At 51.7% G+C, this 26009-nt stretch carries 26 protein-coding genes and 1 pseudogene; 18 read left to right on the forward strand and 9 right to left on the reverse strand.

What is annotated here, in order from left to right; all coding sequences use genetic code 11:
- Positions 1–104 precede the first annotated feature (104 nt).
- The gene (locus ACQ5ES_RS10885; RefSeq protein ID WP_445016747.1) at positions 105–470 is read left to right on the forward strand and encodes a hypothetical protein; all 366 of its coding nucleotides are present in this window, start codon (positions 105–107) and stop codon (positions 468–470) included.
- Here ACQ5ES_RS10885 and ACQ5ES_RS10890 read toward each other — a convergent pair.
- Both ACQ5ES_RS10890 and rpmE read right to left on the reverse strand, forming a co-directional pair.
- Positions 455–1699: a malic enzyme-like NAD(P)-binding protein gene (locus ACQ5ES_RS10890; protein ID WP_445016749.1), complete on the reverse strand. Its 1245-nt coding sequence runs from the start codon at positions 1697–1699 to the stop codon at positions 455–457. The genes ACQ5ES_RS10885 and ACQ5ES_RS10890 overlap by 16 nt on opposite strands.
- Positions 1700–1957: 258 nt before the next feature.
- The gene (gene rpmE / locus ACQ5ES_RS10895) at positions 1958–2179 is read right to left on the reverse strand and encodes a 50S ribosomal protein L31 (protein WP_126763996.1); all 222 of its coding nucleotides are present in this window, start codon (positions 2177–2179) and stop codon (positions 1958–1960) included.
- A gap of 192 nt (positions 2180–2371) precedes the next feature.
- Between rpmE and priA the strand changes: the two genes are divergently transcribed.
- The 7 genes from priA (at position 2372) to ACQ5ES_RS10930 (ending at position 10550) form a co-directional block, all read left to right on the forward strand.
- Positions 2372–4579, forward strand: a complete 2208-nt coding sequence (gene priA / locus ACQ5ES_RS10900) for a primosomal protein N' (protein ID WP_445016751.1) — start codon at positions 2372–2374, stop codon at positions 4577–4579.
- Positions 4580–4650: 71 nt separating this feature from the next.
- Positions 4651–6393, forward strand: coding sequence for an arginine--tRNA ligase (gene argS, locus ACQ5ES_RS10905; RefSeq protein WP_445016753.1), 1743 nt, complete (start codon positions 4651–4653; stop codon positions 6391–6393).
- Positions 6394–6395: 2 nt separating this feature from the next.
- Positions 6396–6959 (forward strand): SPOR domain-containing protein, encoded by a 564-nt coding sequence (locus ACQ5ES_RS10910; protein ID WP_445016755.1) that lies wholly within the window; start codon positions 6396–6398, stop codon positions 6957–6959.
- A gap of 82 nt (positions 6960–7041) precedes the next feature.
- Positions 7042–7578, forward strand: a complete 537-nt coding sequence (hslV, locus tag ACQ5ES_RS10915) for an ATP-dependent protease subunit HslV (RefSeq protein ID WP_445016757.1) — start codon at positions 7042–7044, stop codon at positions 7576–7578.
- On the forward strand, positions 7571–8902 hold the full coding sequence (hslU, locus tag ACQ5ES_RS10920) for an ATP-dependent protease ATPase subunit HslU (RefSeq protein ID WP_445016759.1): 1332 nt from the start codon (positions 7571–7573) through the stop codon (positions 8900–8902). The genes hslV and hslU overlap by 8 nt, the downstream gene beginning before the upstream one ends.
- A 111-nt stretch (positions 8903–9013) precedes the next feature.
- The gene (gene rraA, locus ACQ5ES_RS10925) at positions 9014–9499 is read left to right on the forward strand and encodes a ribonuclease E activity regulator RraA (protein ID WP_445016761.1); all 486 of its coding nucleotides are present in this window, start codon (positions 9014–9016) and stop codon (positions 9497–9499) included.
- Between the two features lie 4 nt (positions 9500–9503).
- Complete coding sequence (locus tag ACQ5ES_RS10930) at positions 9504–10550, forward strand: formimidoylglutamase (protein ID WP_445016763.1); 1047 nt, start codon at positions 9504–9506, stop codon at positions 10548–10550.
- Here ACQ5ES_RS10930 and hutI read toward each other — a convergent pair.
- Positions 10532–11740 (reverse strand): imidazolonepropionase, encoded by a 1209-nt coding sequence (gene hutI / locus ACQ5ES_RS10935; RefSeq protein WP_445016765.1) that lies wholly within the window; start codon positions 11738–11740, stop codon positions 10532–10534. The genes ACQ5ES_RS10930 and hutI overlap by 19 nt on opposite strands.
- Positions 11741–11833: 93 nt before the next feature.
- Here hutI and hutC point away from each other — a divergent pair, with 93 nt between their 5' ends.
- The 3 genes from hutC to hutH are packed head-to-tail and all read left to right on the forward strand — an operon-like array spanning position 11834 to position 15793.
- The gene (hutC, locus tag ACQ5ES_RS10940) at positions 11834–12550 is read left to right on the forward strand and encodes a histidine utilization transcriptional repressor HutC (protein WP_445016767.1); all 717 of its coding nucleotides are present in this window, start codon (positions 11834–11836) and stop codon (positions 12548–12550) included.
- 31 nt (positions 12551–12581) lie between these two features.
- Positions 12582–14258, forward strand: a complete 1677-nt coding sequence (gene hutU, locus ACQ5ES_RS10945; RefSeq protein WP_445016769.1) for a urocanate hydratase — start codon at positions 12582–12584, stop codon at positions 14256–14258.
- Complete coding sequence (gene hutH / locus ACQ5ES_RS10950; RefSeq protein ID WP_445016771.1) at positions 14258–15793, forward strand: histidine ammonia-lyase; 1536 nt, start codon at positions 14258–14260, stop codon at positions 15791–15793. Before hutU ends, hutH begins: the two co-directional genes overlap by 1 nt.
- Here hutH and ACQ5ES_RS10955 read toward each other — a convergent pair.
- From ACQ5ES_RS10955 to ACQ5ES_RS10970, 4 genes are read right to left on the reverse strand one after another with little or no spacing between them, the layout of a single operon-like run.
- Entirely contained in the window at positions 15790–16035 is a 246-nt protein-coding gene (locus tag ACQ5ES_RS10955; protein WP_445016773.1) for a TraR/DksA family transcriptional regulator, read from the reverse strand. The two genes, hutH and ACQ5ES_RS10955, sit on opposite strands and share 4 nt — an antisense overlap.
- A 12-nt stretch (positions 16036–16047) precedes the next feature.
- On the reverse strand, positions 16048–16950 hold the full coding sequence (locus tag ACQ5ES_RS10960) for a bifunctional GNAT family N-acetyltransferase/hotdog fold thioesterase (protein WP_445016775.1): 903 nt from the start codon (positions 16948–16950) through the stop codon (positions 16048–16050).
- Positions 16951–16953: 3 nt separating this feature from the next.
- A complete protein-coding gene (dtd, locus tag ACQ5ES_RS10965) occupies positions 16954–17400 on the reverse strand; it encodes a D-aminoacyl-tRNA deacylase (RefSeq protein ID WP_445016777.1) in 447 nt (148 codons plus the stop codon).
- Entirely contained in the window at positions 17360–18253 is an 894-nt protein-coding gene (locus ACQ5ES_RS10970) for a virulence factor BrkB family protein (protein WP_445016779.1), read from the reverse strand. Before ACQ5ES_RS10970 ends, dtd begins: the two co-directional genes overlap by 41 nt.
- 110 nt (positions 18254–18363) lie before the next feature.
- Between ACQ5ES_RS10970 and ACQ5ES_RS10975 the strand changes: the two genes are divergently transcribed.
- The 4 genes and pseudogenes from ACQ5ES_RS10975 (at position 18364) to ACQ5ES_RS10990 (ending at position 20752) form a co-directional block, all read left to right on the forward strand.
- Positions 18364–19080, forward strand: coding sequence for an SDR family NAD(P)-dependent oxidoreductase (locus ACQ5ES_RS10975; RefSeq protein ID WP_445016781.1), 717 nt, complete (start codon positions 18364–18366; stop codon positions 19078–19080).
- 11 nt (positions 19081–19091) lie between these two features.
- On the forward strand, positions 19092–19736 hold the full coding sequence (locus tag ACQ5ES_RS10980) for a DUF2959 domain-containing protein (RefSeq protein WP_445016887.1): 645 nt from the start codon (positions 19092–19094) through the stop codon (positions 19734–19736).
- Positions 19733–20245: an NADPH-dependent FMN reductase gene (locus tag ACQ5ES_RS10985; protein WP_445016783.1), complete on the forward strand. Its 513-nt coding sequence runs from the start codon at positions 19733–19735 to the stop codon at positions 20243–20245. Before ACQ5ES_RS10980 ends, ACQ5ES_RS10985 begins: the two co-directional genes overlap by 4 nt.
- An 8-nt stretch (positions 20246–20253) precedes the next feature.
- Positions 20254–20752 (forward strand): annotated as a pseudogene (locus tag ACQ5ES_RS10990) (MgtC/SapB family protein).
- Here the strand turns inward: ACQ5ES_RS10990 and ACQ5ES_RS10995 are convergent.
- Positions 20749–21372, reverse strand: a complete 624-nt coding sequence (locus ACQ5ES_RS10995) for a TetR family transcriptional regulator (protein ID WP_445016785.1) — start codon at positions 21370–21372, stop codon at positions 20749–20751. The pseudogene ACQ5ES_RS10990 and the gene ACQ5ES_RS10995 overlap by 4 nt on opposite strands.
- A gap of 199 nt (positions 21373–21571) precedes the next feature.
- Between ACQ5ES_RS10995 and ACQ5ES_RS11000 the strand changes: the two genes are divergently transcribed.
- Genes ACQ5ES_RS11000 through ACQ5ES_RS11010 form a run of 3 tightly spaced genes read left to right on the forward strand, consistent with a single transcriptional unit; the run spans position 21572 to position 24104 of the window.
- A complete protein-coding gene (locus tag ACQ5ES_RS11000) occupies positions 21572–21868 on the forward strand; it encodes a DUF3081 family protein (protein WP_445016787.1) in 297 nt (98 codons plus the stop codon).
- Positions 21865–22536, forward strand: a complete 672-nt coding sequence (gene trhA / locus ACQ5ES_RS11005; RefSeq protein ID WP_445016789.1) for a PAQR family membrane homeostasis protein TrhA — start codon at positions 21865–21867, stop codon at positions 22534–22536. The genes ACQ5ES_RS11000 and trhA overlap by 4 nt, the downstream gene beginning before the upstream one ends.
- A gap of 2 nt (positions 22537–22538) precedes the next feature.
- Complete coding sequence (locus ACQ5ES_RS11010) at positions 22539–24104, forward strand: sensor domain-containing diguanylate cyclase (RefSeq protein ID WP_445016791.1); 1566 nt, start codon at positions 22539–22541, stop codon at positions 24102–24104.
- Here ACQ5ES_RS11010 and typA read toward each other — a convergent pair.
- The gene (gene typA / locus ACQ5ES_RS11015; protein ID WP_445016793.1) at positions 24101–25945 is read right to left on the reverse strand and encodes a translational GTPase TypA; all 1845 of its coding nucleotides are present in this window, start codon (positions 25943–25945) and stop codon (positions 24101–24103) included. The genes ACQ5ES_RS11010 and typA overlap by 4 nt on opposite strands.
- Positions 25946–26009: the final 64 nt, after the last annotated feature.

Genomic DNA, 26009 nt, shown 5'->3' on the forward strand with positions numbered 1-26009 from the left:
TTTTTAGGATCGACAAATTAATAATAAGAAAACACTAATGATAAAGTGATTTACTGACAACGTTTCCTTTGAAATCCAAACCCAATGATAGGATTTGAACCCTTATGTTACGATTTTTAATGTTTGCTGGAATGGGAATTTTCCTCACCGCTTGTGTAAGCAAGCCAAGCTACCAACATGTTCATTGTTTTGCTTCAACTGAACAGGCGAGTACGATTGGGCAAGAAATTTATTATGCAGGTTTCAATCAGCAGGTCGCGAACCGGCTGGGCATGCCAACAGATGCAGCTATTGTTGGGCTTGGCTTGGCGTGGAATGGATTTGATTCGGCGCCTTATTGTGACGCAGGTGCACCGTTAGTGGTGATCTATGAACCGCCAACCGCAAAACATGACCCGGAGCAGGTCATGTTTTGGAGCAAAGTGATCTTAACGGAGATGCTGAAGCAGCGAGGCTACTCCGACATATAATTTTTCGGTAGGTCGATGCGGGCGGCGCCAGAGGCGACGGCGGCTTCGGCGACGGCGCGTGATACCCGGGTTTTCAAACGCGGATCGATGGGTTTGGGAATGATGTAATCCACGCCGAACTCAAGTTTATCAACACCCGCGGCTTTTAAAACGCTTTCCGGCACGGGCTCTTTGGCCAGACTGCGGATGGCCTCAACGGCGGCGAGCTTCATTTCATCGTTGATGGCGCGGGCGCGTACATCGAGGGCGCCGCGGAACATAAACGGAAAGCAAAGTACGTTATTGACCTGATTGGGATAGTCGGAACGACCGGTCGCCATGATTAAATCATCGCGCACTTTGTGTGCCAGTTCTGGCTTAATTTCAGGATCAGGATTCGAGCAGGCAAAAATAATGGGTTTCGCAGCCATCAATTTAAGCGCATCGGGGCTCAACAAATCAGGGCCGGAAACACCGACAAACACATCAGCTTCGCTAATCACTTCTTCTAACGTACGTTTATCCGTATTGTTGGCGAACAGTGCTTTGTACTGGTTCAGATCTTCACGACGGGTATGAATGACCCCTTTGGAGTCCAGCATGTAGATGTGCTCACGCTGGGCGCCACATTTGATCAGCAGTTCCATACAGGCAATGGCGGCCGCGCCAGCACCTAAACAGACAATTTGCACTTTGCGCAGTTCTTTACCTTGAATTTCCAGTGCATTTAACAAACCTGCGGCGGTAACAATGGCAGTACCGTGTTGGTCGTCATGAAAAATTGGTACATCACAGCGCTCAATCAGTGCTTCTTCAATTTCAAAACATTCCGGCGCTTTAATGTCTTCCAGGTTAACCCCACCAAAACTGTCGGCGATATTAGCGACGGTATTGATAAAGTCCTGGGTGGTGCGGTGGGTGACTTCAATGTCGATCGAATCAAGCCCGGCGAAACGCTTAAATAGTAAGGCTTTACCTTCCATAACGGGTTTGGATGCCATCGGACCTAAGTTGCCTAAACCGAGAATCGCTGTGCCGTTGGAGATCACCGCCACCATGTTGCCTTTCGCTGTGTAACGGTAAACATCATCGGGATTTTTCGCGATGGCACGTACCGGTTCCGCAACCCCCGGACTGTAAGCAAGAGCCAGATCTTTACTGGTTTCCGCCGGCTTAGTCAGTTCAATACTAATTTTGCCTGGCGTAGGTAATGCATGGTAATCGAGCGCTTGTTTGCGAAAGTCGGACATTGCGTAGTGTACCTTTTTAAGCAACAACGATGCCTGGCACCGTCATGAGTTAACTGAATTAAGGTCATTGTAGAGGCTTGCGATGGAATAACAAATCTTACCTGATGCGAACGAGCCCGGTTGTGACCGTTAGATTTGTAAGTTGTTTAAAAAGAAACCAGAAGGATCTTTAGTGTTTTCAACAGCTGGCGCTGAGAAGAGGATAAAAAAAGGCGCCTTTTGGCGCCTTTTCCTGAATTCTGTGCAGAAGCTTGTCTTTTACGACGACTTCTTACCACCCAAGACGCTGAAACGCTTGTTGAATTTGTCGATACGACCACCGGTATCCATAATACGCTGCTTACCAGTGTAGAACGGGTGGCACTCTGAACATACGTCAAGGTGCAAATCACCACCACGCGTAGAGTGAGTTACGAAAGTATTGCCGCACGAGCAGCTGACTTTCAAGTCTTCGTACTTAGGATGAATACCTGCTTTCATAGGGGTTACCTCAATTGGGCCGCATCGCCATCCGATCTGTTGCCGGACACCATACGTGGTTAATGTTATGGTTTATACCAAGGATTACTTGTACCAAGGATATTAGGGCGCGAATTCTACCTGAAGCTCAAACAATGATCAAGCACAGGATCACGCTTGCGCCAATGCTCACAGCACCGCACAATAGCCGTTATGAACGCCGCATCCGCAAATCCAGATTCGCCTACCAGCAACGTCGTCCAAGTGGCGGTGCCCGTGCCCCTTGGCCGGTTGTTTGATTACGACTGCAGCACGGTGCCTGCCGTGGGTGCCCGGGTGCAGGTGCCTTTTGGCTCGCGGCAGCTGGTGGGTTTCTGTATGGGGACCATTACGCCCCAGGCCAGCGAGTACAAACGTAAAGCTGTTAGCAAAATTATCGACCAGCAAGCGGTGCTGAGTGAGCCGGTGTGGCAATTACTGCAATGGGCGGCAGAGTACTATCACCACCCGCTGGGCGAAGTACTCGCTCATGGCCTGCCGGTACTGCTCCGCCAGGGCGAACCGGCGAGTTATCAAACCACGCAGGCTTATCGGGCAACAGCGGGGGGCCAGGTCATCGAGCTCAATGACTTACGCAATGCCCGACAACAGCAACGCTTACTCGCTGCTTTGCGTTCAGGGTCTTTATTGCGGCGCGATATCGTCGCGCAGGAATTCTCGCTATCGGCACTGAAGGCATTGCAGGACAAAGAGTTGATTGAAGCCTTCCAACATCATCCCAGCACGGAGCGTGACTGGACCTTCGCCATCGGCAGTGAGCCGTTGCAGCTCAATCCTGAGCAAGCACTGGCGGTGGCGGCAATCGGCGCAGCGCAGCGACCGCAACCCTACCTGCTGGAAGGGGTCACCGGCAGTGGCAAAACCGAGGTTTATCTGCAAGCGATGGCCGAGGTGTTGCGCAAAGGCAAGCAGGTACTGGTGATCGTGCCGGAAATTGGTCTTACTCCACAAACCCTGAGACGGTTCCAAAAACGTTTTGCCGTGCCTATTGTGATGTTGCATTCAGCGTTGAGTGATCGGGAACGGCTGGATGCCTGGCTAGATGCCAAGCATGGTGCAGCAGCGATAGTGATCGGCACACGATCGGCGATTTTCACGCCATTTTCGCAGCTCGGTATGATTATCATTGATGAGGAGCACGATAGCTCCCTCAAGCAACAAGAGGGTTTTCGTTATCACGCACGTGATCTGGCCATTGTGCGCGGCCAGAAAGAGCAGGTACCGGTGATTTTAGGCTCGGCAACGCCATCGCTGGAAAGCATCAATAACGTAACGCAAAAACGCTATGCACACTTGCAGTTGACGCAGCGGGCCGGCGCAGCGCGACCGACCCGGCACACGGTGGTGGACATCAAACAGATGCCGCTGAAGACCGGGTTATCGATACCTTTGATTGAGCGCATGCGCGAGGAGCTCGCGCGCGGTCAGCAAGTGTTGGTGTTTATCAACCGCCGTGGTTTTGCGCCCGCGCTGCTGTGTCACGAGTGTGGCTGGCTGGCACAGTGCCGTCGGTGCGATGCCTATTACACCGTGCACCAGCGCCAACAGCAATTGCAGTGCCACCATTGCGGTGATCAGCAACGCTTGCCGGCCCAGTGTCATGACTGTGGGTCAACTCAGCTGGTGGGCCGTGGGGTGGGCACCGAGCAGCTGGAGCAGTCACTGACTGAGTTGTTTCCGGACTATCCCGTACTACGAATTGATCGCGACAGCACCCGGCGCAAAGGCAGTCTACAACAGCATCTGGCTGACGCCACTGAGAACAAGTTTCCGCTGTTGGTCGGCACCCAGATGATTGCCAAAGGGCATCACTTCCCGCATGTGACCTTGGTAGCGATGCTCGATATTGACGGGGCGTTGTACAGTTCTGACTTTCGTGCGGCAGAACGGCTAGGCCAATTGATAACTCAGGTTGCCGGCCGCGCAGGACGCGCCAGTGCGCCGGGCACTGTAGTGTTACAAACCCACCACCCGGACCATGATCTGCTGCAGGACCTGATTCAAAATGGCTACGCAGCGTTCGCCCGCTCATTGTTGCAGGAGCGACAATTAACCCAGCTCCCGCCCTTTGGCCAGCTCGCTTTGTTTCGCGCCGAAGCGCACGAAGCGCAACATGCGCAACAGGCCTTGCAAGCCATTGCTGATCAGCTGCCGCGACACCCTGAACTTATGGTGCTAGGCCCCATGCCAGCAGTCATGGAACGACGTGCCGGGCGCTATCGTTACCAGTTGCTGCTACAATGCCAACAACGCGGCCTGCGCCAGCAACTATTGCAGCACAGTTTACCGAAACTACAGCAACTGCCAGAGCTGCGGCGGGTGCGTTGGTCGCTCGATGTCGATCCGCAAGATTTTAGCTAGGTAGGAAAGGTTTTTTTTCTGCGGCGAAGCAAGTAAAATGCCGCTTCCCGTAATTCATAAGGTTGGATGCAATGAAAGAGCAGTTGGAGCAGTTATTAGCGGCCGCGGTGGCCACCCTGAAAGAGCAAGGCACCCTACCGGCTGACTTGAGCCCGCGCATCCAGCTTGACCGCCCACGTGAAAAGAGCCATGGCGACTTTGCCACTAATTTGGCGCTGATGTTGGCGAAGCCGGCGGGCATGAATCCACGCGCCCTGGCAGAAGCACTGCTAGCCGCCCTGCCAGAAAACGATTTAATCGCAGACGCTAACCTTGCCGGACCTGGCTTCATTAATTTTATGGTCAGCCAGAAGCAGTTAATCCAGCAGCTCGAACACGCTTATCAAGACGCCAAAGTCGGCGTACAACCAGCGGAACAAAGCAAACGTATCGTCATCGATTATTCATCGCCTAACCTGGCGAAAGAAATGCACGTCGGTCACCTGCGTTCGGCCATCATTGGTGATGCGGTGGCCCGCGTGGAAGAGTTACTCGGCCATACCGTGGTCCGGCAAAACCATGTCGGTGACTGGGGCACGCAATTTGGCATGCTATTGGCGCACATGGAAGAGCTCGAAGGTGAAGAGCTGGCGATGGAGCTCAGCAATCTGGAAACCTTCTACAAAGCCGCCAAACGCCGCTTTGACGAGAGCCCTGAATTTGCCGACCGGGCGCGCGAGCTAGTGGTTGCTTTGCAGTCCGGTGATGCGAAATGCGCTGCGCTGTGGCAACAATTTATCGACGTTTCTTTGAGTCATTGTCAGGACGTTTACGATCGGTTAGGCGTGAAGCTGACCCGTGACGATGTCATGGCCGAAAGCGGCTACAACGACGATTTGCCAAAAGTGATTGCCGAACTACGAGCGCAAGGCTTGCTGGTCGAAGACCAAGGTGCGCAGTGCGTGTTCCTGGATGAATTTAAGAATAAAGAAGGCGAACCGTTACCGGTTATCGTACAGAAATCAGGTGGAGGCTATTTATATGCCACCACAGACTTAGCAGCGGTGCGCTATCGTCAGGATGTACTGCGCGGTGATCACCTGATGTATTTCGTTGATCAACGGCAGGGCTTGCACTTCCAGCAGATTTTTACCTTAGCCAAGAAAGCTGGTTTTGCACGTCAAGATTTACAAATGGACCATTACGGTTTTGGCACGGTGATGGGTAAAGACGGCCGTCCTTACAAGAGTCGCGATGGCGGCGTCACCAAATTAGCTGATTTACTCGACCAGGCCGAAGCGCGCGCACTGGCATTGTTGCAAGAGAAAAATTCTGAATTGAGCGCGACTGAACAAGCGCAAGTGGCAAAAGTTGTCGGTATTAGCTCAGTGAAGTATGCCGACTTATCGAAAAACCGTACCAGCGATTACATTTTTGACTGGGACACCATGCTGAGCTTTGAAGGTAACACCGCGCCCTACTTGTTGTATGCCTACACCCGGGTGATGAGTGTGTTTGCCAAAGCAGGTGTGGCAGCGGACAGTTTAACCGGCGAGCTGGTGTTACAAGATGAACGTGAGCAAGCTTTAGCTAATACTTTGGTGCGCTTCAACGAAGTGGTGCACTCGGTTGCCAACAAAGCCATGCCGCACTTCTTGTGTGGTTACCTGTTTGATTTGGCCGGTGCTTTCTCAAGTTTTTACGAAGCCTGCCCGATTTTGCAGGCTGAAAACCCAGCACTGAAACAAAGCCGTCTGAAACTTGCCGCACTCACGGCAAAAACATTAGAGCAGGGTCTTCACCTGCTTGGTATCGAAACCTTGGATAGAATGTAAGCATGGATTACGCCAACCGTAAACGACCTCAAAAGCGCAAACCAACACCAGGCAAACGCGGCGCCAAGGCACAGTCACAACGGCAAGTGCCTTGGGGTATTGTGATACTTGCGGTGGGGTTGGTAGCGGCCTTGGTGGGTGGCTTGCGCTTTATCGCTGGCGGCAAAGACGACGCCGACGTGCAGCTGCCGCAGCAAGTGGTTACCGAGACGCCGACCGAGAGTGTAGGCCCTGTCATTGAACCCATGCCAGAGAAGCCAGAAGAACGTTGGCAGTACATTGAAGAACTGGAAAACCTTGAAGTGGAAGTGGATGTTCCCGAACGCGAGTTGGGTCCACCTAAGCTGATGCAATGTGGTTCTTTCCGTAAGCGATCCGACGCTGAGCAGCTGCGCGCTGCCATTGCGTTACAGGGTTTGGAAAGCCAAGTCTATCCGTCAAACAACAACACCTGGTACCGGGTCGTGTTAGGTCCCTACGAAACGAAGCGTGATGCAGAAGCGGAGCGGCATATATTGCAGCGTGCGCGCATTCATGGCTGTCAGATCTGGAACTGGAATCTTTAAGCGCTAGTTTCAGTGGCAACCATTGAATTCACGTATTTTGCCCTCATAACTGCAGGCATAGCGCAACAAAGAGGACGTATTTGTGACCACAATAGTTTCTGTCCGCCGCGGTGATAAAGTTGTCATCGGTGGCGATGGCCAGGTTTCCCTTGGCAACACCGTAATGAAAGGCAACGCCCGCAAGGTGCGTCGGCTTTACAATGATCAAGTACTGGCAGGTTTTGCTGGTGGTACTGCCGATGCCTTCACCTTATTTGAACGCTTTGAAGCGAAACTCGAGCAACATCAGGGCAACTTGATGCGTGCTGCGGTGGAGTTAGCGAAAGATTGGCGCACAGATCGGGCCTTGCGTCGCCTCGAAGCTTTATTGGCGGTAGCCGATAAACACACCTCGTTGATTATTACCGGCAACGGTGACGTGGTGCAGCCGGAAAATGACCTGATTGCCATTGGCTCTGGCGGCCCTTACGCGCAAGCGGCGGCGACTGCGATGTTGGAAACGACTGAGTTAAACGCCCGTGAGATCGTTGAGCGAGCGCTTACCATCGCCGGCGATATTTGCGTGTTCACCAATACTTTCCATACCATCGAAGAACAGGAGTCTGTGGCCAATGTCTGATATGACCCCACGTGAAATAGTCGATGAACTGAATCGTCACATCATTGGTCAAGATAATGCGAAAAAAGCCGTCGCCGTAGCACTGCGTAATCGCTGGCGCCGGATGCAGCTGGACGACGAGCTGCGGCAGGAAGTGACTCCGAAAAATATTCTGATGATTGGGCCGACCGGTGTCGGTAAAACAGAAATCGCCCGCCGTTTGGCGAGACTTGCTAATGCACCATTTATCAAAGTGGAAGCGACCAAGTTCACCGAAGTTGGTTATGTTGGTAAGGAAATTGAGTCGATCGTCCGCGATCTGACGGACACAGCGGTCAAGCAAACCCGTGAGCAAATGATGAAAAAGGTTCGCTTCCGTGCTGAGGAAGCTGCCGAAGATCGGGTGCTGGATGCCTTGTTGCCACCGGCCAAAGGTTGGGCGGAAGAAGATAAAAGCGATCGCGAACAGAGCAATACCCGGCAAGTGTTTCGCAAGAAATTGCGCGAAGGTAAGCTCGATGACAAAGAAATAGAAATTGATTTGGCAATGCCGCAAATGGGCGTCGAGATCATGGCGCCGCCGGGCATGGAAGAAATGACCTCACAGTTGCAGAACATGTTCCAAAGTCTTGGCAAAGACAAGAGTAAACCGCGCAAACTGAAAATCAAAGATGCCTTCAAGCAATTGGTTGAAGAAGAAGCCGCAAAAATGCTTAATCCGGAAGAAGTGAAAGAGCAGGCGCTGCACTCGGTCGAGCAAAATGGCATCGTATTCCTGGATGAAATCGACAAAATTTGTAAGCGCGCCGATAGTGGGGGGCCAGATGTTTCGCGCGAAGGCGTGCAACGCGACCTGTTGCCATTGGTTGAAGGTACCACGGTGTCGACCAAGCATGGGATGGTGAAAACTGACCATATTTTGTTCATCGCCTCAGGTGCGTTCCAAATGACCAAACCTTCCGACTTAATTCCGGAGCTACAGGGTCGTCTGCCGATCCGAGTCGAGCTTGATGCCTTAACCAGCGGTGATTTTGTGCGCATTCTGACCGAACCAAGCGCGTCACTCACCACGCAGTACATCGCGTTGATGGCAACCGAAGGTGTTGAGATTGAATTTACTGAAGATGGTATTCGGCGTATCGCCGAAACTGCATTCCATGTGAACGAGACCACCGAAAACATCGGTGCACGTCGCTTGCACACCGTATTGGAACGCTTGATGGAAGAAGTTTCTTTCGGTGCCAGTGACTTGCAAGGGCAAAAAATTAGCATTGATGGTACTTATGTTGATGAACATATTGGCCAACTTGCGCAAGACGAAGACCTCAGCCGCTTTATTTTATAGCGGCTGACACCGGTCTTTCCTTTTGCTCCTTTTGCACAGAGCAATAAGGGGCTATACTGGGGCTGAAACAATCCTTCTCATATCAATGACGTAATCAGCAGGGGAATAGCAATGGAATACAATACTTCGGAGCTTTGCGATCTTTACCCCGACCTGGTCGATGTGGTCGAGCCGATGTTTATCCATTATGGCGGCCGAGTGTCGTTTGGTGGCCAACTCGTGACCGTGAAGTGCTTTGAAGACAAGGGCGTCATCGAAGAAGTTGTGCAGCAACCAGGAACTGGCAAAGTATTGTTAATTGATGGTGGCGGTTCCAGCCGTCGTGCCTTGATTGACGTTGCCGTTGCCGAGTTAGCGCTGGACAATGATTGGGAAGGGATTATCTGTTATGGCGCGGTGCGCGATGTCGATTCCATTGACGAGCTAGACATCGGCATCATGGCACTAGCCTCTATTCCTGTGGGAGCACCTGCCGAAGGCGTAGGTGAAGTCGATGTGCCAGTTAATTTTGGTGGCGTTACCTTCCTACCTGAAGATCATATTTACGCCGACAACACGGGCGTAATTTTGTCACCTGAGCCGCTCGATATCGAATAAGCTTATGTACCTATCCAGTTGTGACCCTAGCGCGTGGTGTACGCCACGCCAGGGCGAAGCTCGGCTCGGGCAGACGATACACGCATTGCCTGAAATTACCAACGCGAAATCCTACCGTGACGCGCTTGATGCTGCTTACCAGCAAGGCGGGCGCATCGCGATTCTTGGTGTGCCAGAAAGCATCGGACCACGTGGCAATCTTGGCCGCAGCGGCGCGGAAACCGCTTGGCCCGCGGCGTTAAAAGGCTTGTGTAATTTACAGGCAACGCCGTTTATCGCTAGTCAGGAGCTACTGTTGGTAGGTCAGGTAGAGTGTGAAGATTTACAGCAACAAGCTGCTGCTTTGCGTACCAACGAACCTAGCCAATTGAACGCATTGCGTGAACTCTGTAGTCAACTTGATCAACGTGTAATGCAAGCGCTGGTACCCTTATTCAGCGCTGGCTTTGAAGTGATTCTCATCGGTGGTGGGCACAATAATGCTTATCCGTTATTACGCAGTCTCAGTGAAGCTGTAAACACCCAGGTCGCAGCCATGAATCTTGATCCGCATGCGGATTTTCGTGCGCGCGAGGGTCGGCATAGTGGTAATGGTTTTAGCTACGCCTGCACCGACGGTTTTTTAGCAAACTATCATGTGGTGGGCTTGCACGAAGGTAAAAACAACGCGGAAAGTTTACGCCAACTCAGTGATACCGGCTTTACCTACACCAGTGTCCATCAACTTTATCAGGGCAATTGGAGCGAGCAGTTGGCGGCGTTGCGCGCGCAAGCCGAGGCGTGGAGTCGGCCGCTGGGAATTGAAGTGGACGTGGATGCGTTGCAAGGCGTACCAGCCAGTGCTATCAATTTTAATGGTTTAACTATCGCGCAGGCTTACACCTATGTAGCCGAACTGGCGGCGGTTTCGCATACGCGCTATTTGCATCTGGCAGAAGCGGCGCCGAGTTTGCACCCGGCGGGTCGTGAAGCGGGCGATGCAGCCATCGCCCAGTTATTAAGTGAGTTAGTGCTTGCTTACTTGCATGGCTATCAACGACGTAGACCTTGATGCCAACAGGCCGTCAGCCGCTCGGTACCAAACTGATAGGTAAGCTCGGCTGGGTCGCTACAGTTCCATAAACACAAATCTGCTCGTAAACCTGCTTTAACTTGACCACGGTCGCTGAGGCCGAGGGCCTTTGCGGCGTTGCAAGTCACACCACGCAAACACTCTTCCGGTGTCATACGGAAAAAGGTCGCGCCCATTTGCAGCATCAGCTGCAAACTAAGGATCGGTGAGGTACCTGGATTGGCATCCGTAGCCAAAGCGATGGGAACACCGTGTTCGCGCAGCAGTGCAATCGGCGGTAGCTTGGATTCGCGGAGAAAGTAAAACGCACCCGGCAACACCACAGCGACTGTGCCACTGGCCGCCATTGCTTTAACCCCAGCTTCATCTAAATACTCTAAATGATCGCACGACAACGCCTGATAGCTTGCCGCCAGCGCACTACCATGCTGGTTACTTAACTGCTCGGCGTGCAACTTAACCGGGAGACCGAGTGCTGTGGCTTTAGCGAACACGCGCTCCGTTTGCGCCGGGCTGAAGCCGACGGATTCACAAAATGCGTCGACCGCATCGGCAAGCCCCTCCGCCGCCAGAGTAGGTAAGATTTCTTCAACCACTGAGTCTATGTAAGCATCGCTGCGGTCTTTAAATTCAGGAGGTAAGGCATGCGCCGCTAACAAGGTCGTTTGCACACTGACCGGATGCGTCTGCCCCAACTGTCTTGCCGCACGCAACTGTTTACGTTCATCGGCCAGCGACAATCCATAACCTGATTTTATCTCAACTGTGGTTACGCCTTCTGCCATGAGCGCACGCAAGCGCGGCCCCGTGAGTGCGACCAATTGTTCCTGACTGGCTTCACGAGTGGCACGTACGGTGGCGGCAATACCACCGCCTTGCGCAGCGATATCAGCGTAACTTGCGCCATGTAAGCGGCGGGCGAATTCATCGGCACGCGAACCAGCCCAAACCAAGTGAGTGTGGCAATCGATTAAGCCGGGGGTCAGCAACTGACCCTGGCCGTCAATAACCTCACCATCGGCTGGTGCCGCCGGAGCGTCATCGGCATGACCGACAAAGCTTATCTGCTCACCGTCAATACACACTACAGCATCATGTAGCAGGCCATAGCCATCGCCTTGCAGCGTGGCAACCGTTACATTTTTTATCTGTTGTTGTGGCAGAGTCATACAACTTTCTCCCTAAATTTGCTTGTATATACAAATGCAGTTGCCTACACTCTAGCACATCCTTGCGATAACCACATAAAGGTGAGCATTCTGATGGCTAAATTTTCTGCAATTAAACAGCATATCTACAGCAAAATTGCTTCGGGCGAATGGCCGGAACATCATCCGGTCAGTTCTGAGAATGCGCTAGCTCTGCAGTTCAAAGTGAGCCGCATGACTGCGCGTCGCGCGTTGCAGGAATTGTCTGATGAAGGCCTGGTGATTCGAACCAAAGGCTCCGGTACTTTTGTTGCGCCGATCAAGTCACAAACGTCGTTTATGGCGATTCGTAATATCGCCGATGAAATTCGCGCAAGACAACATGACTACCATTCGCAAGTGCATGTGCTGCGCAAAGAGGCAGCTTCAGATTTAGTGGCAGAAATGCTTAAACTTCCCCCTGGTGCAACGGTGTATCACTCGGTGATTAGCCATTTTGAAAATGAATTGCCGGTACAAGTGGAAGAGCGCTATGTGAACCCAGCCATGGCTAGTGCTTATTTACAGCAAGACTACCAGCAACTGACACCGCACGAGTATTTGTGTGAAGTGTCGCCGTTAACGGAAGCAAGTCACGAGATCGAAGCGGTCTCACCCAGTCCACAAATTTGTCAGTGGCTGAAATTGACTCGCCCAGAACCGTGTTTACGTATTCACCGCCGCACCTGGAGTGCGGAAGGTGTGGTGACCTACGCTATTTTGACCCATCCTGGCTCGCGTTTCAGCCTCGGCGGACATTTGCAGTTTGGTGCTACACCGGCAGTATTGTAAGAACTTGGATTATATAAAAAAGGAACTCATCATGAGCTTTACCCGACTCGATCAAAGCCGTACGATTCGCGCTCCGCGTGGTAGTGAACTGACGACCTGTAACTGGCAGGTTGAAGCCGCAAAACGTATGTTAATGAATAACCTTGATGCTGAAGTTGCCGAACATCCGCACGCGTTAGTCGTGTACGGCGGAATTGGCCGCGCAGCACGCAGCTGGGAAAGTTACGACAAGATTGTTGAAGTTTTAGATCGGTTAAAACCAACCGAAACCCTATTGGTGCAGTCAGGCAAGCCGGTAGGTGTGTTTCCTACTCACGAAGATGCGCCGCGGGTGTTGATCGCGAACTCCAATTTAGTGCCGGAATGGGCGACGTGGGAACACTTCAACGAACTCGATAAGCAAGGTCTGATGATGTATGGCCAGATGACCGCAGGTTCGTGGATCTACATTGGTTCGCAAGGCATTGTCCAGGGTACTTACGAGACCTTTGTGTCAGTAGCGAAACAACACTTTAACGGCGATACCACGGGCCGCTGGATTATCACCGGTGGTCTCGGTGGTATGGGTGGCGCACAGCCACTGGCAGCGACCATGGCGGGTTACAGCATGCTCGCCGTTGAAGTTGACGAGTCGCGTATCGATTTTCGTTTACGCACGCGCTACCTCGACCACAAGGCGACATCTCTCGACGCCGCCTTGCAACTGCTGGAACAGGCAAAGCGAGACGGCAAGGCAATTTCCGTAGGACTGCTCGGCAATGCCGCTGATGTTTATGCTGAACTGGTTGAGCGTAATATCACCCCTGATGTTGTAACTGACCAAACCTCTGCGCACGATCCGCTGCACGGCTATTTACCACAAGGCTGGACCCTGGAAGACTATCAGGCGAAGCAGGAAAGCGCGCCAGAAGTCACGGTACAGGCGGCAAAACAATCCATGGCTGTGCAGGTGAAAGCTATGCTGACACTGCAAGAACGCGGTGCAGCAACGCTTGATTACGGCAACAACATCCGACAGATGGCGAAGGACGTTGGCGTTGAGGACGCGTTTGATTTCCCCGGCTTCGTGCCTGCTTATATTCGCCCGTTATTCTGTGAAGGTATTGGCCCTTTCCGTTGGGTCGCACTCTCTGGCGATCCGGAAGATATTTACAAAACTGACGCTAAGGTTAAAGAACTTATTCCTGACGACCCACATTTGCATAACTGGTTGGACATGGCGCGCGAGCGCATCAGCTTTCAGGGGCTACCGGCACGAATTTGCTGGATCGGTTTGAAAGATCGCGCCCGCATCGCTCAAGCTTTCAATGAAATGGTTAAAACCGGCGAGTTAAAAGCGCCAGTGGTGATTGGTCGCGATCATTTGGACTCCGGTTCAGTTGCCAGCCCGAACCGTGAAACTGAGAGCATGCTCGACGGATCCGATGCGGTGTCTGACTGGCCATTGCTGAACGCGCTGTTAAATACTGCAGGTGGTGCCACTTGGGTCAGCCTGCACCACGGCGGTGGCGTAGGCATGGGCTATTCGCAGCACGCTGGGTTGGTGATCGTCGCCGATGGTACCGACGCGGCAGCAACGCGCATTGGTCGTGTACTTTGGAATGACCCGGGTACGGGAGTGATGCGTCACGCCGATGCCGGTTACGACATTGCGATTCAGTGCGCAAAAGAACAAGGTCTTGATTTACCGATGGTGGAGAACAACTAATGGCAGTATTTACCTTACAACCTGGCACACTTACCCGCAGTCAATTACGCCAATGGTGGCAGGCACCACAGCAGCTGGCGCTGCATAATGACGCCAAAGTCGCCATTCAACGTTCTTCAGAAACGGTTTCATCAGTCCTGGCGAAAGGTAAGGTTGTGTATGGCATCAATACCGGTTTCGGTTTGCTTGCCAGCACGCGTATTCCACCTGAAAAACTGGAAGACCTGCAACGTCGGATCGTATTATCTCATGCTGCCGGTACCGGTGAACTGATGAACGATACCGTAGTACGCCTGATGCTGTTATTAAAGATTAACTCGCTTAGCCGCGGTTTTTCTGGTATCCGCCAAGTGGTGATTGATGCCTTAATGACGTTGCTGAACGCGCAGATGTACCCATGTGTACCGAGCAAAGGTTCGGTCGGTGCGTCTGGCGATTTGGCGCCATTGGCGCACATGGTATTGCCGCTGATAGGCGAAGGTCACGTGCGCTATAAAGGCAATGTTTATCCAGCCAGTGAAGCCCTCGCGAAAATTGGCATGCAACCGCTGGCACTGGCACCAAAAGAAGGTCTGGCTTTGCTGAACGGTACGCAAGCCTCTACCGCGCTGGCGTTGCACGGACTGTTTCAAATTGAGCGAGTGTTCCACAGCGCTATTGTCGCGGGTGCGATGTCTGTGGAAGCCGCCATGGGTTCGCGCGCTCCTTTCGATGCCCGGGTGCATGAAGTACGCGGTCAGCCAGGACAAATCGCGGTTGCTGCAACGTTCCGACAATTGCTAACCGAAAGCTCGGAAATCGCTCATGACCACGAGAATTGTGAAAAGGTGCAAGACCCTTATTCACTGCGTTGCCAACCTCAGGTGATGGGCGCCATCTACGATCAATTGCAGCACGTTAGTGCGATTTTGAGGCGTGAAGCAAATGGTGTAACCGATAATCCGCTGGTGTTCCCTGACAACGGTGACATTATTTCAGGTGGTAACTTCCATGCTGAACCGGTGGCGATCGCAGCCGATATTCTGGCCATTGCAGCAAGTGAAATCGGCGCTTTGTCGGAACGTCGCAGTGCGCTGCTTATTGATCATCATTTGAGTAACCTACCGCCATTTTTGGTCAACGACGGTGGTGTCAATTCTGGCTTCATGCTGGCGCAAGTGACTGCCGCAGCCTTAGCATCAGAGAACAAAACTCTGGCGCATCCGGCTTCAGTAGATAGCTTGCCGACTTCTGCTAATCAGGAAGACCACGTATCCATGGCAACGTTTGCGGCGCGCCGCTTAACAGATATTGCGCAAAACGTGCGTGACATCGTCGCCATTGAGTTACTTGAAGCGGCCCAGGGCATTGACTTCCGTCGGCCGTTGCATGGTTCTGCGGTGATTGAGCAAGCACATGGACTGATACGTGAGAAAGTCGCTTATTACGATCAGGATCGCTTCTTCGCTCCAGACATTGAAGCTGCGGCTAGCTTGGTTTACAGCGGTAAATTGGGTGAGCTGATTACTGCGGGAGCCGTGTTAGAGGACGTTTAAGCGTCCTCTTCGTCTTGTAATGCCTGGCAGTCGACACAAAGTGCGACGTCAGGCTTTGCCGCAAGTCGGGCTGCGGATATTTCGTCGCCGCACTCAATGCAATAGCCATATTCACCCTTACGGATGCGTTCCAAGGCGGCGCTAGCCGAATCAGCAGTGCGGCTGTCAGGCTGCTCAGCCACAACGGACTCAAGTCTACTGCGGATGCGTAACAACTGCTGGGCGGATAATGATTCACTCATGCTTACGTCCTTCTAATCGTTCTTTGCCAGTACCACAAACTGTCCGATAAATTCCGCCACGGGTTTATCGCCATCAAATACTTGAGATTTTAGATTCACTCGCGCATTTTGGCCACGTTGTAAACTCGAAAGGTCGCCATTCATTTCGAACAGTCGGGCAATGGCCCGCGGTTTACGAGTGATCGGCTTATGGTAATGAATATTACCGTCAGCCAGCACCACGGCCCCTTGTAGCTTCCGCTCGCGCAATTGTAAATGCAGCAACCCCCAGCACGTCAAGGTGGCAAGAGAATAAATACTGCCGGCGAACATGGTGCCGTGTACGTTAATGTTGCGTGATAGCCGTGCTTTGGTTTCTAATTCACGACCGGTGTATTGGCTAATACGAATGCCCATGGTTTCTGAGATCGGAATTTCCTCGTGCCAGGTGGCCTGCAACTCCTGACACCAGTCAGGACGGTAAATAATGCGGTTGTGCTCAGTCAACAGTTTGCGTAACTGATGTTCAGCGGTTGGGTTGGCAACAGTATCGGCTTCTTCCACCAACTGGTAACCACATTTCTGATAAAAGCCTAAAGTGTTGTCGCGCGAATTAATCACAATATGTTTCGCACCCTCATGGCGAGCGAGCTGCTCTAACGCATGGACGATGGCAACACCGTGGCCTTCACCGCGATGCTCAGGCGTCGATGCCATAAAGCGGATCTGGCCTTCGTCAGGATTATTAAAGTGCAAACGTCCGACCGCGACTGCGGTGCCCGCGTCATTCACCACCATGCGATGCGAACCCACCTGGTCGTATTCATCTTGCTCGGAGCCCCGCGGGCGTTGGAATGGCTCGCGTAACACCCGATAGCGCAAATCAAAATAGGTTTGCCAGTCATGCTCGCTGGTAGGTGTGATCACCTTGTACATAGGCTAGCTCTTCTCCGTATCCAGTAACAAGGTGACTGGACCATCATTGGTTAAGGAAACCTGCATATCGGCGCCAAATTCGCCGGTCGCGACCTGAATACCCAGGGCATTAAGATGTTCGACAAAGACACGGTAAAGTGACTCGGCTTGAGCCGGCTGTGCCGCGCTGGAGAAGCTTGGCCGTCGGCCGCTGTTGGTGTCGGCGGCGAGAGTAAACTGGGAAACCACCAGAGCTCCGCCATCGATGTCGCTTAGACTTAAATTCATTTTATCGTCGGCATCACTGAATAACCGATATCCGGCGACACGAGCAGCGAGCTTCTCAGCTACTGCGGCAGTGTCTTCCGGCGTGATGCCAAGTAAAATCAGTACGCCTTGATCGATACTACCTACAGTTTTTCCGGCAATATCAACTTGTGCTTTCGTCACACGTTGCAGTAGCGCTTTCATCGGTATCCTCAAAAAATTCTTCGATACTGGCGGTCAGTTCTGCGCCAATCAAAACAATGGTCCAAGACAAGAAGATCCACAGTAACAGAATCGGGATCGCAGCCAAAGCACCGTAGATAGCCTGATAGGATGGGAAGGCAGCGATATAGGCGGCGAATCCAGCTTTACTTGTTTCGAATAGTACCGCTGCCAGCAGTGCGCCCCAGAAGGCGTGGCGTACTTTGACAACACGGTTGGGCAACATTACGTACATCAGCATGAAGGCGATGGTTGAGGTAATCACCGGCACAAAACTCAGCAGCGCGGTGCGAAAGCCCGAGACATAATTATCTGCGAAGCTCGCCAGTGACACCAAGTACGAGCTGACCGCGATACCTGAACCAATTAGCAGCGGGCCCAGCGTTAGAATCATCCAATACACTGCCAAGGCAACCGCCCAGCGGCGGCGTCTGGTATTGCGCCAAATACGGTTCATGGTGGCATCGATGGTGGAAATAAGATTGATCGCCACCACAATGACGAAAACCACACCTATAGCTGTCATTTCGGAGACGTTCCCGACAAAGTCGTTTAAATAGCCGGTAATTTCTTCGCCTGAGGTCGGTAATAAATTGGCAAACAGGATATCTTCCAGCTCGCCACGCATGGTTTCAAACATCGGGAATGCTGAAAATATCGAGAACATCACCACTAACAATGGTACCAGTGCAAGCATACTGACAAAGGTCAGATGACCAGCAATGATGGTGACTTTGTCGTCGATACAACGCTTACCAAAATACTTAATGAACGCCACCGCACAGCCGCAGCGAGCACGCCAAACTGAAGGTGTTGAAGCTGGTTCCTGACTCATCAAAGTCCTTAATTTACTTTAAGTTGCTAACACTATAATCCCAAACCGCGGGTCTTGCGTAAAGTTAGACAAGGTATTTATGTTTTCTGCGACTCAAACAAGGGGTAAGAATGAACACTGAAAAGCAGTCACATGTGCTGATCATCGGTGCTTCGGGGGGAGTTGGTCAAGCGTTGGTGGAGTATTATTTAACCGTCGGCTGGCGCGTAACCGCCTGGAGTCGCAGCCGCTTGTCGATAACACACGATGCGCTTAGTTGCGTGCAAGTTCAAGGTTATCATCCAGAACAGGTGGCGGATGCAGTGGCGTCATTGGCTGATTTAAGTGGGGTGATTAGCACCCTGGGAGTCTTACACAACGCCGAATTCATGCCGGAGAAACACTTGGGCGCAGTGAACGCCGAACAGCTGGAAGCTTCATTTCAAGTGAACACTATCTTGCCGATTTTATTGTTGCAGCAACTGGTACCCAAATTACCCCGCAAAGCTCCAGCATTTTGGCTGCAGTTAAGCGCTAAAGTTGGCAGCATTACGGATAATTATTTAGGCGGATGGTACAGCTATCGTGCCAGCAAGGCGGCACTGAATATGTTGCTGAAAACTGCAGCGATCGAGCTGGCTCGTAGTCATAAACAGTTGGTGATTGCCGCGATGCATCCGGGAACTACCGATACCGGATTATCTAAACCGTTTCAAGACCGGTTGCCAGCCGATAAGCTCTACAGCCCCGCCCAGTCGGCGGCACGTATCGCTGCAGTGGTTGAAAAATTAGCTACGGGCGATAGCGGCAAACTGCTACACTGGGATGGTACCGAATTACCCTATTAGGAGGATCCGTGATGCGATGGTTAGCAACAGCGGTTATGGTTTTAGCCGTGGCTGGGTGTCAAAGTGCTTATTACGGTGCGATGGAAAAGGTCGGCGTACATAAGCGCGATATACTGGTCGACCGGGTCGATGATGCCCGCGACGCGCAAGCCGATGCACAGCAAGAGTTTAAGTCAGCACTGCAACGCCTCGACGCGATGTTGCAGCTTGACGGCGGTGAACTCGAAGCGCAATACAACAAACTCAATGACGACTATGAAGCCAGCAAAAGCGCTGCAAAACGGGTTTACGATCGTATTGAAGCCATTGATGATGTCGCTCAGGATCTCTTTGCTGAATGGGAAAATGAGTTAAGCGAGTACAGTAACGATAGGTTACGTCGACAAAGTGAACGCTCACTACGTGATACTGAGCGGCGCTACGCCAATTTGTTGCAAAGTATGGAACGCGCCGCTGCGACCATGGATCCAGTATTGGACAAACTGCAGGATAATGTGTTGTATTTAAAACACAATTTAAATGCCGCGGCCGTCGATGCTATTCGCGGCGAATACCGCAGCTTACAAGCTGATGTGGCCGAGTTGATTGCAGAAATGGAAACGGCGATCGCAGAATCCGACGCCTTTATTGAAGCTATGCAGGAGGGACGAAAATGAGTTTACTGATTATTGCTGGAAGCAGCCGCAAGGCGTCCATTAATCGATGCCTACAACAACGTTTAGCAGAAGTTGCCGCAGCCAACGGTGAGCAATATTACGTTTATCCACCTGCTGAGCTTGATGCGCCGATTTATAATGGTGATTACGAAGAGGAAAATGGCATTCCCAGTAATATTCAGAAACTGGCAACCGCAATTCAGGAATCCAGCAAAGTTGTTGTGGTTACACCTGAATACAACGCGTCGATTCCACCACTTTTGAAAAACGCCATCGACTGGAGCTCGCGGCTTGAGACTAACCCTTGGGCAGGTAAGACAGTTTTGCTTGCCGGAGCTTCGCCTGGTCAATTCGGTGCGGTGCGCTCGATGACTGATTTACGTGGGGTGTTGTGTAATCTGGATGCCTGGGTTGCTCCGGCCATCGCCAGTATTGCGAAAACCAATGCCGACAAAATCGCGGAACTTGATGCCGGTTTCCTGAGTAAATTTATGAGTCAGGGAGACTAACCGTGCAACTGGATTGGGCGGCGATTTTAGACATTGCGCCATACGAATGGGAAGCCATAGGTACAGCACTGTTTTGCGGCACCTTGGTTGGACTTGAGCGGCAAATGCGCGGCAAACCGGTCGGCATTCGCACCTCATCGTTGATTACGCTGGGCACTTATTTGTTTCTGGTAGGGGCGAGCTCGATCACCACTGAAGCAACGGATCCGTCACGCATCATCGGCCAGGTCATCACCGGCATTGGTTTTTTAGGCGCCGGGGTCATGTTGGCACGCGATGGCATTGTCGTTGGCGTCACCTCAGCGGCGACCATTTGGGTACTGGCCTCGGTCGGTGTTGCCATAAGGCCTGGGTCATCTCGATGTGGCGATGAAGTTATCGGTGGTCGTGGTGGGGGTACTTTTTGGCGTCGATATAGTGGAAGATTACTTTCAATCGCTGACCCGCGGTGTGCATCGTAAATACAAAGGCTGGAAGCGAAGTATGCGCAACGAAAAGCAGGGTTAAGCACCCTGCTTGGTAATGCCCCGCAAATAATTATCCAAGCCGCTGCGGGCCGCCGTCATCAGGTCGAAGTATTCGGTATCCAGCAACCAGTTGTAAAACAACCCGTCAATCAAACCAAACATACTGATGATGGTGATCCTCGGATCGACATCTCTCGCCACTGAGCCTTGCTTTTGCGCTAATTCAATCAACTTCACGCACTCATCAATACACTCGTTCCGGCCACTTAAGTGACGCATGTGAATAGGTAGTGTATCTTCAATGTATTCGCATTTATGACAGAGAATATTCACCAAAGCTTGCATGTGCGGATCGTTCTGTACCTGGTGCACGATATGTAGACAACGTTCGCGTAATTGATGCAAAGGTTCGTTTTCATGCTCTTTGCGCAGCTCGTCACGCATCTCGTCTACGGGTAAACTTACCCGTTCCATCAAGGCGTAAATGAGATCCAACTTGTTCTCAAAATGATGATAAATAGCGCCACGCGTCACGCCAGCCGCCTCTGCGACCTGCATCATCGACGTATTCGATACCCCGCGCTTACTAAACAAACGTTCCGCCGCATCAAGCAACTCGTTCCGAGTTGTTAACGCATCCGCCTTCGTACGTCGAACCACAATCCACCTCAACCTAGACAACTTGCCGACATTATAACCGAACTTAATCAAACATTCATGTATGTATGTAAAAGTAGGGGCAGCCCTTACAATGTAAGGGCTGCCCCTACTGCGGTTTTAGGTTTGCTTGAGGAGGTTGTAATTCGGGGGAAAAGGCCGCACATTAAGGTTATACTGACAAACGACTAGGAGTGCACTTATGAAAAATGAGGTGGATCAAAGACTCATACTTGATGCTTATGAGAAAATTCACGAGCATGGCAAAGCAGAGCAAGGTAAACATACCCTCGAGGGTATTACTGCCTATACAGATCATGATGGGTATACAGTATTCCTTGAGGGACACAACGTGCAGATGCGCCTCGAGTTCCACAATAAATACCATTTCGATTACAACAGTGAACGGGAATTCGACCTGTTCATGCGCAAGTTGGAACAAATCAGTCGTGATTACCATAAACCGGGTCGAGACGACCCAGAGGCTGATCACCATTGAGCACTAAACCTATAAGCAGAGAGAAAGCCTATAGTATTGCGGAAGAAGTCGCCCATGCAATAACGCACGGCATTGGCGCCGTGGCGAGCATCATTGGCTTGGTGGTTATGGTTGTTTGGTCAGCACACTATGGCAATGTCTGGCATGTCGTGAGCGCAAGTATCTATGGTGCGAGCCTCATTTTACTGTACACCGCCTCGACGCTGTATCACGCCTTTCCATGGCCGAGGGTAAAGTCGTTTTTCCAACATATTGATCATGCAGCCATTTATTTTCTGATTGCCGGAACCTACACGCCGTTTGCCTTGATTAATTTGCGTGGACCATGGGGTTGGACCCTGCTGGGGGTCGCATGGAGCATCGCTATAGTCGGTGTGGTGCTCGAACTTGCGCAGGAGAAACGCAGAAATTGGCTGTCGTTAAGTCTCTACCTCGGTTTAGGCTGGATGGCTGTTTTATTAATCAAACCGATGATCGATACCGTCGATTTGGGCGGTTTACTATTGTTGTTGGGCGGCGGTTTAGCCTATAGCTTTGGGGTTATTTTCTATGTCTGGACATCGTTAAAGTATCATCATGCCATTTGGCATCTGTTTGTATTGGCCGGCAGTGTTCTACATTTCTTTGCGATCTTCTATTACGTGTTGCCGCAGCCGGGTAGTTTGTAATTATGTTGGTGCCGATTAACCTGAAACTACGTTGGTTTTGGATTTACGCCGGTTTTGGCGTACTGCTTTCGGTTATTATCACCGCGATTTTAACGCAGGCTGCAACTCGGCAAATTGAACAACAAGTTGGCAACAGCCTGGCCCACGTAGCCGGACAGATGACGCATCAGCTCGAACAAGGCATGTTCGAGCGCTTGCGAGATCTGCAAACTGCCGCACAACTCATTGACGCTCCGCAAACTGCCTTGCAAGAACAACGCCTGGAACGACTGGTACAGGCGCTTTACTCAAGTTACGATAATTATGCTTGGCTGGGTATCACCTCAGCCGACGGCGAAGTCCTGATCAGTTCAAATAATGTGCTGGAAGGCGCTGATGTAAGCGCACGGTCATGGTTTCAAGGCGCCATGCAGCAGCCGTACTTTATCGGTGATGTGCATGGTGCGCTGTTGCTCGAACGTATTCTCAACCCAGAAGGCGATGAGCCGCTGCGCTTCGTTGATGTTGCGGTGCCGCTGAAACGCCCCGATGGTTCAATCTGGGGTGTGTTCGGTAGTCACCTTAACTGGGAGTGGGTGCGGGAGCTTGAACGCCTGGCGAAACGCGGTTTACTCGATCTACCGAATGCCGAAATAATCATTGTCAGTTCTGAGAATGAAGTTTTGCTTGGCCCCGCGCTGGACGGCAGGGACAGTGTGCAATTGCAACTCAGTGACGCGGTACAACAACGCGGTTACGGGGTGCAACGCTGGCCCGATGGTGAAGATTACGTGGTAGGCTTTGCTCGCACTGGGGAACGCGAAGCTTATCGTGGTCCCGAGTGGCAGGTTTGGGTGCGCGAGCCGGTATCCGAAGCTTTTGCGCTGGTGCAGGAGCTGCGTTGGCAAGCGGTGTGGATAGGTTTGATAGTAGCGCTTTGTTTTGCCGGTATCGGGTGGATTAGTGCTGGTCGTATCGCGCGGCCGTTCGCTGATTTAAGCTCCAAGCTGGAACAAGAAGTTGCTAATCGCACGGAAGAGTTGCGGCTGACTAACCAGAAGCTTGAGCGCCTTGCCACCACCGACAGTTTAACCGGTTTACTGAACCGCCGTGCGCTAATTAACCAAGCAAAGCAGCTGCGCAAACGAGCCGATCGGCAAGGGCAAGATAGTGCGGTAGTGATGATTGACCTGGATAACTTTAAAAAAGTTAACGACAGCTATGGACATAGCGTTGGCGATAAGGTTCTGCAGAAGGTAGGCAAGCTGGCGCAACGCTCCGTGCGTGATGTCGATATTGCCGCACGAACAGGGGGTGAAGAGTTCACCCTAGTGTTAGATGGTAGTAATGAGAAGAACGCCAAAGTGGTAATCGAGCGTCTTGCCAAACAACTTCGCGAGACCAGTTTTAACGCTGAGGGTTCGACGTTTAACGTTACTCTGAGCGCCGGTGTTACCCTTTGGCGAGCAACAGAGTCGTTCGAAAAAGTGTTAAACGAAGCCGATAAGTTACTTTATCAAGCTAAAGAAAAAGGCCGCGACTGTGTGGTCGCGGCCTTTGAAACTAGATCGAACAACAAAGAAAGTTAAGCGTCTTTGCTGCGTCCGGCGCGTTTACGGTCGTTTTCAGTCAGTAAACGTTTACGGATACGAATCGATTTCGGCGTGATTTCCACCAGCTCGTCATCGTCAATAAACTCTAATGCTTGCTCGAGGCTCAGGCGAATCGGTGGCGACAAGGTTAATGCATCATCGGTACCTGAGGCGCGTACGTTGGTTAACTGTTTACCTTTCAAACAGTTAACCGTTAAGTCATTACCACGATTATGCACACCAATGATTTGACCTTCGTAGACTTCATCACCATGTGACGCCATCAGCTTGCCGCGCTCTTGTAAGTTAAACAAGGCGTAGGTCAACGCTTTACCAGTAGCATTTGAAATCAATACGCCATTCATGCGCTGGCCGATCTTGCCGCCTTTATGCGGGCCATAATGGTCAAAGGTTTTGTACATCAAGCCTGAGCCAGATGTTAGTGTCATGAACTCGGTTTGGAAACCGATCAAACCGCGACTTGGCACCATAAAGTCAATGCGCACACGGCCTTTGCCGTCTGGGGTCATGTTGGTCATTTCAGCTTTACGCAAACCAAGTTTTTCCATCACTGGACCTTGGCTTTGCTCTTCAATGTCAACGGTCAGGTTTTCGAACGGTTCGAGGGTGACACCGTCTTCAACTTTGATGATAACTTCTGGGCGTGAAACGGCCAGTTCGAAACCTTCACGACGCATATTTTCAATCAATACGCCCAAGTGCAATTCACCCCGACCCGACACACGGAAGCGGTCTGGGTTATCGGTTTCCTCAACACGCAACGCAACGTTGTGCATAAGCTCTTGTTGCAAGCGCTCAAGGATTTGACGCGAGGTGACGAATTTACCTTCTTTACCAGCAAAGGGTGAGGTATTGACCTGGAAGGTCATGGTCACGGTTGGCTCGTCGACGGTCAACGGCGGCAGTGCTTCTGCGCTGCCAGCAGCACAAATGGTGTCAGAAATCTTCAGTTCACCTAAACCAGTGAAGGCAACGATATCGCCGGCGTGGGCGCCTTCAGTTTCAATGCGATCCAAACCAAGGTAACCAAATACCTTACCAACTTTACCGTTACGCTTCGAACCATCAGCACCAACGATGGTAACTTGCTGATTCACTTTCAAAGTACCGCGCTTAATCCGGCCGATACCGATAATGCCCAGATAGCTCGAATAGTCGAGCTGAGACACCTGCATTTGCAATGGACCATCGCGGTCAGCGTCTGGTGCTGCAACGCGGTTGATAATGGTTTCAAACAATGGGGTCATGTCTTCGCTCGGATCAGCTGGATCAAGCGTTGCAAAACCATTTAAAGCTGAGGCAAAGACAATTGGGAAGTCCAACTGCTCGTCACTTGCGCCGAGGTTGTCAAACAAGTCAAAAACCTGGTCAACGGCCCAGTCTGGACGTGCGCCCGGGCGGTCAATTTTGTTGATAACAACAATGGGTTTCAAGCCGTGCGAGAACGCTTTTTGGGTCACAAAACGCGTTTGTGGCATCGGGCCGTCAACGGCGTCCACCAACAATAAGACCGAGTCGGCCATCGACAGTACACGCTCAACCTCACCACCAAAGTCGGCGTGTCCTGGAGTATCAAGAATATTGATGCGGTAGTCGTTGTAATCGATAGCGGTGTTTTTCGCCAAAATGGTAATGCCACGTTCTTTTTCAAGATCGTTGCTGTCCATGATGCGCTCTTGAACGTCGCCACGGCTCTCTAAAGTGCCTGATTGATGCAACAACTTATCGACCAAAGTAGTTTTACCATGGTCAACGTGCGCGATGATCGCGATGTTGCGTAACTTACTAATTTCTGTGCTATTTACAAACTTACTCATGAAGTAGATCTCAATGACAGGCCCAAGCCTGTTGATTGGGGGGTGAAAAATGGCGTGGATTATA

Source organism: Pseudidiomarina xizangensis, from assembly GCF_052541995.1.

Excerpts from the sequence above, each read along its gene's own strand:
- ACQ5ES_RS10885 (WP_445016747.1), top strand. The coding sequence starts at position 105 with ATGTTACGATTTTTAATGTTTGCTGGAATGGGAATTTTCCTCACCGCT.
- ACQ5ES_RS10890 (WP_445016749.1), bottom strand. The coding sequence starts at position 1,699 with ATGTCCGACTTTCGCAAACAAGCGCTCGATTACCATGCATTACCTACG.
- rpmE (WP_126763996.1), bottom strand. The coding sequence starts at position 2,179 with ATGAAAGCAGGTATTCATCCTAAGTACGAAGACTTGAAAGTCAGCTGC.
- priA (WP_445016751.1), top strand. The coding sequence starts at position 2,372 with ATGAACGCCGCATCCGCAAATCCAGATTCGCCTACCAGCAACGTCGTC.
- argS (WP_445016753.1), top strand. The coding sequence starts at position 4,651 with ATGAAAGAGCAGTTGGAGCAGTTATTAGCGGCCGCGGTGGCCACCCTG.
- ACQ5ES_RS10910 (WP_445016755.1), top strand. The coding sequence starts at position 6,396 with ATGGATTACGCCAACCGTAAACGACCTCAAAAGCGCAAACCAACACCA.
- hslU (WP_445016759.1), top strand. The coding sequence starts at position 7,571 with ATGTCTGATATGACCCCACGTGAAATAGTCGATGAACTGAATCGTCAC.
- rraA (WP_445016761.1), top strand. The coding sequence starts at position 9,014 with ATGGAATACAATACTTCGGAGCTTTGCGATCTTTACCCCGACCTGGTC.
- ACQ5ES_RS10930 (WP_445016763.1), top strand. The coding sequence starts at position 9,504 with ATGTACCTATCCAGTTGTGACCCTAGCGCGTGGTGTACGCCACGCCAG.
- hutI (WP_445016765.1), bottom strand. The coding sequence starts at position 11,740 with ATGACTCTGCCACAACAACAGATAAAAAATGTAACGGTTGCCACGCTG.
- hutC (WP_445016767.1), top strand. The coding sequence starts at position 11,834 with ATGGCTAAATTTTCTGCAATTAAACAGCATATCTACAGCAAAATTGCT.
- hutU (WP_445016769.1), top strand. The coding sequence starts at position 12,582 with ATGAGCTTTACCCGACTCGATCAAAGCCGTACGATTCGCGCTCCGCGT.
- hutH (WP_445016771.1), top strand. The coding sequence starts at position 14,258 with ATGGCAGTATTTACCTTACAACCTGGCACACTTACCCGCAGTCAATTA.
- ACQ5ES_RS10955 (WP_445016773.1), bottom strand. The coding sequence starts at position 16,035 with ATGAGTGAATCATTATCCGCCCAGCAGTTGTTACGCATCCGCAGTAGA.
- ACQ5ES_RS10960 (WP_445016775.1), bottom strand. The coding sequence starts at position 16,950 with ATGTACAAGGTGATCACACCTACCAGCGAGCATGACTGGCAAACCTAT.
- dtd (WP_445016777.1), bottom strand. The coding sequence starts at position 17,400 with ATGAAAGCGCTACTGCAACGTGTGACGAAAGCACAAGTTGATATTGCC.
- ACQ5ES_RS10970 (WP_445016779.1), bottom strand. The coding sequence starts at position 18,253 with ATGAGTCAGGAACCAGCTTCAACACCTTCAGTTTGGCGTGCTCGCTGC.
- ACQ5ES_RS10975 (WP_445016781.1), top strand. The coding sequence starts at position 18,364 with ATGAACACTGAAAAGCAGTCACATGTGCTGATCATCGGTGCTTCGGGG.
- ACQ5ES_RS10980 (WP_445016887.1), top strand. The coding sequence starts at position 19,092 with ATGCGATGGTTAGCAACAGCGGTTATGGTTTTAGCCGTGGCTGGGTGT.
- ACQ5ES_RS10985 (WP_445016783.1), top strand. The coding sequence starts at position 19,733 with ATGAGTTTACTGATTATTGCTGGAAGCAGCCGCAAGGCGTCCATTAAT.
- ACQ5ES_RS11000 (WP_445016787.1), top strand. The coding sequence starts at position 21,572 with ATGAAAAATGAGGTGGATCAAAGACTCATACTTGATGCTTATGAGAAA.
- ACQ5ES_RS11010 (WP_445016791.1), top strand. The coding sequence starts at position 22,539 with ATGTTGGTGCCGATTAACCTGAAACTACGTTGGTTTTGGATTTACGCC.
- typA (WP_445016793.1), bottom strand. The coding sequence starts at position 25,945 with ATGAGTAAGTTTGTAAATAGCACAGAAATTAGTAAGTTACGCAACATC.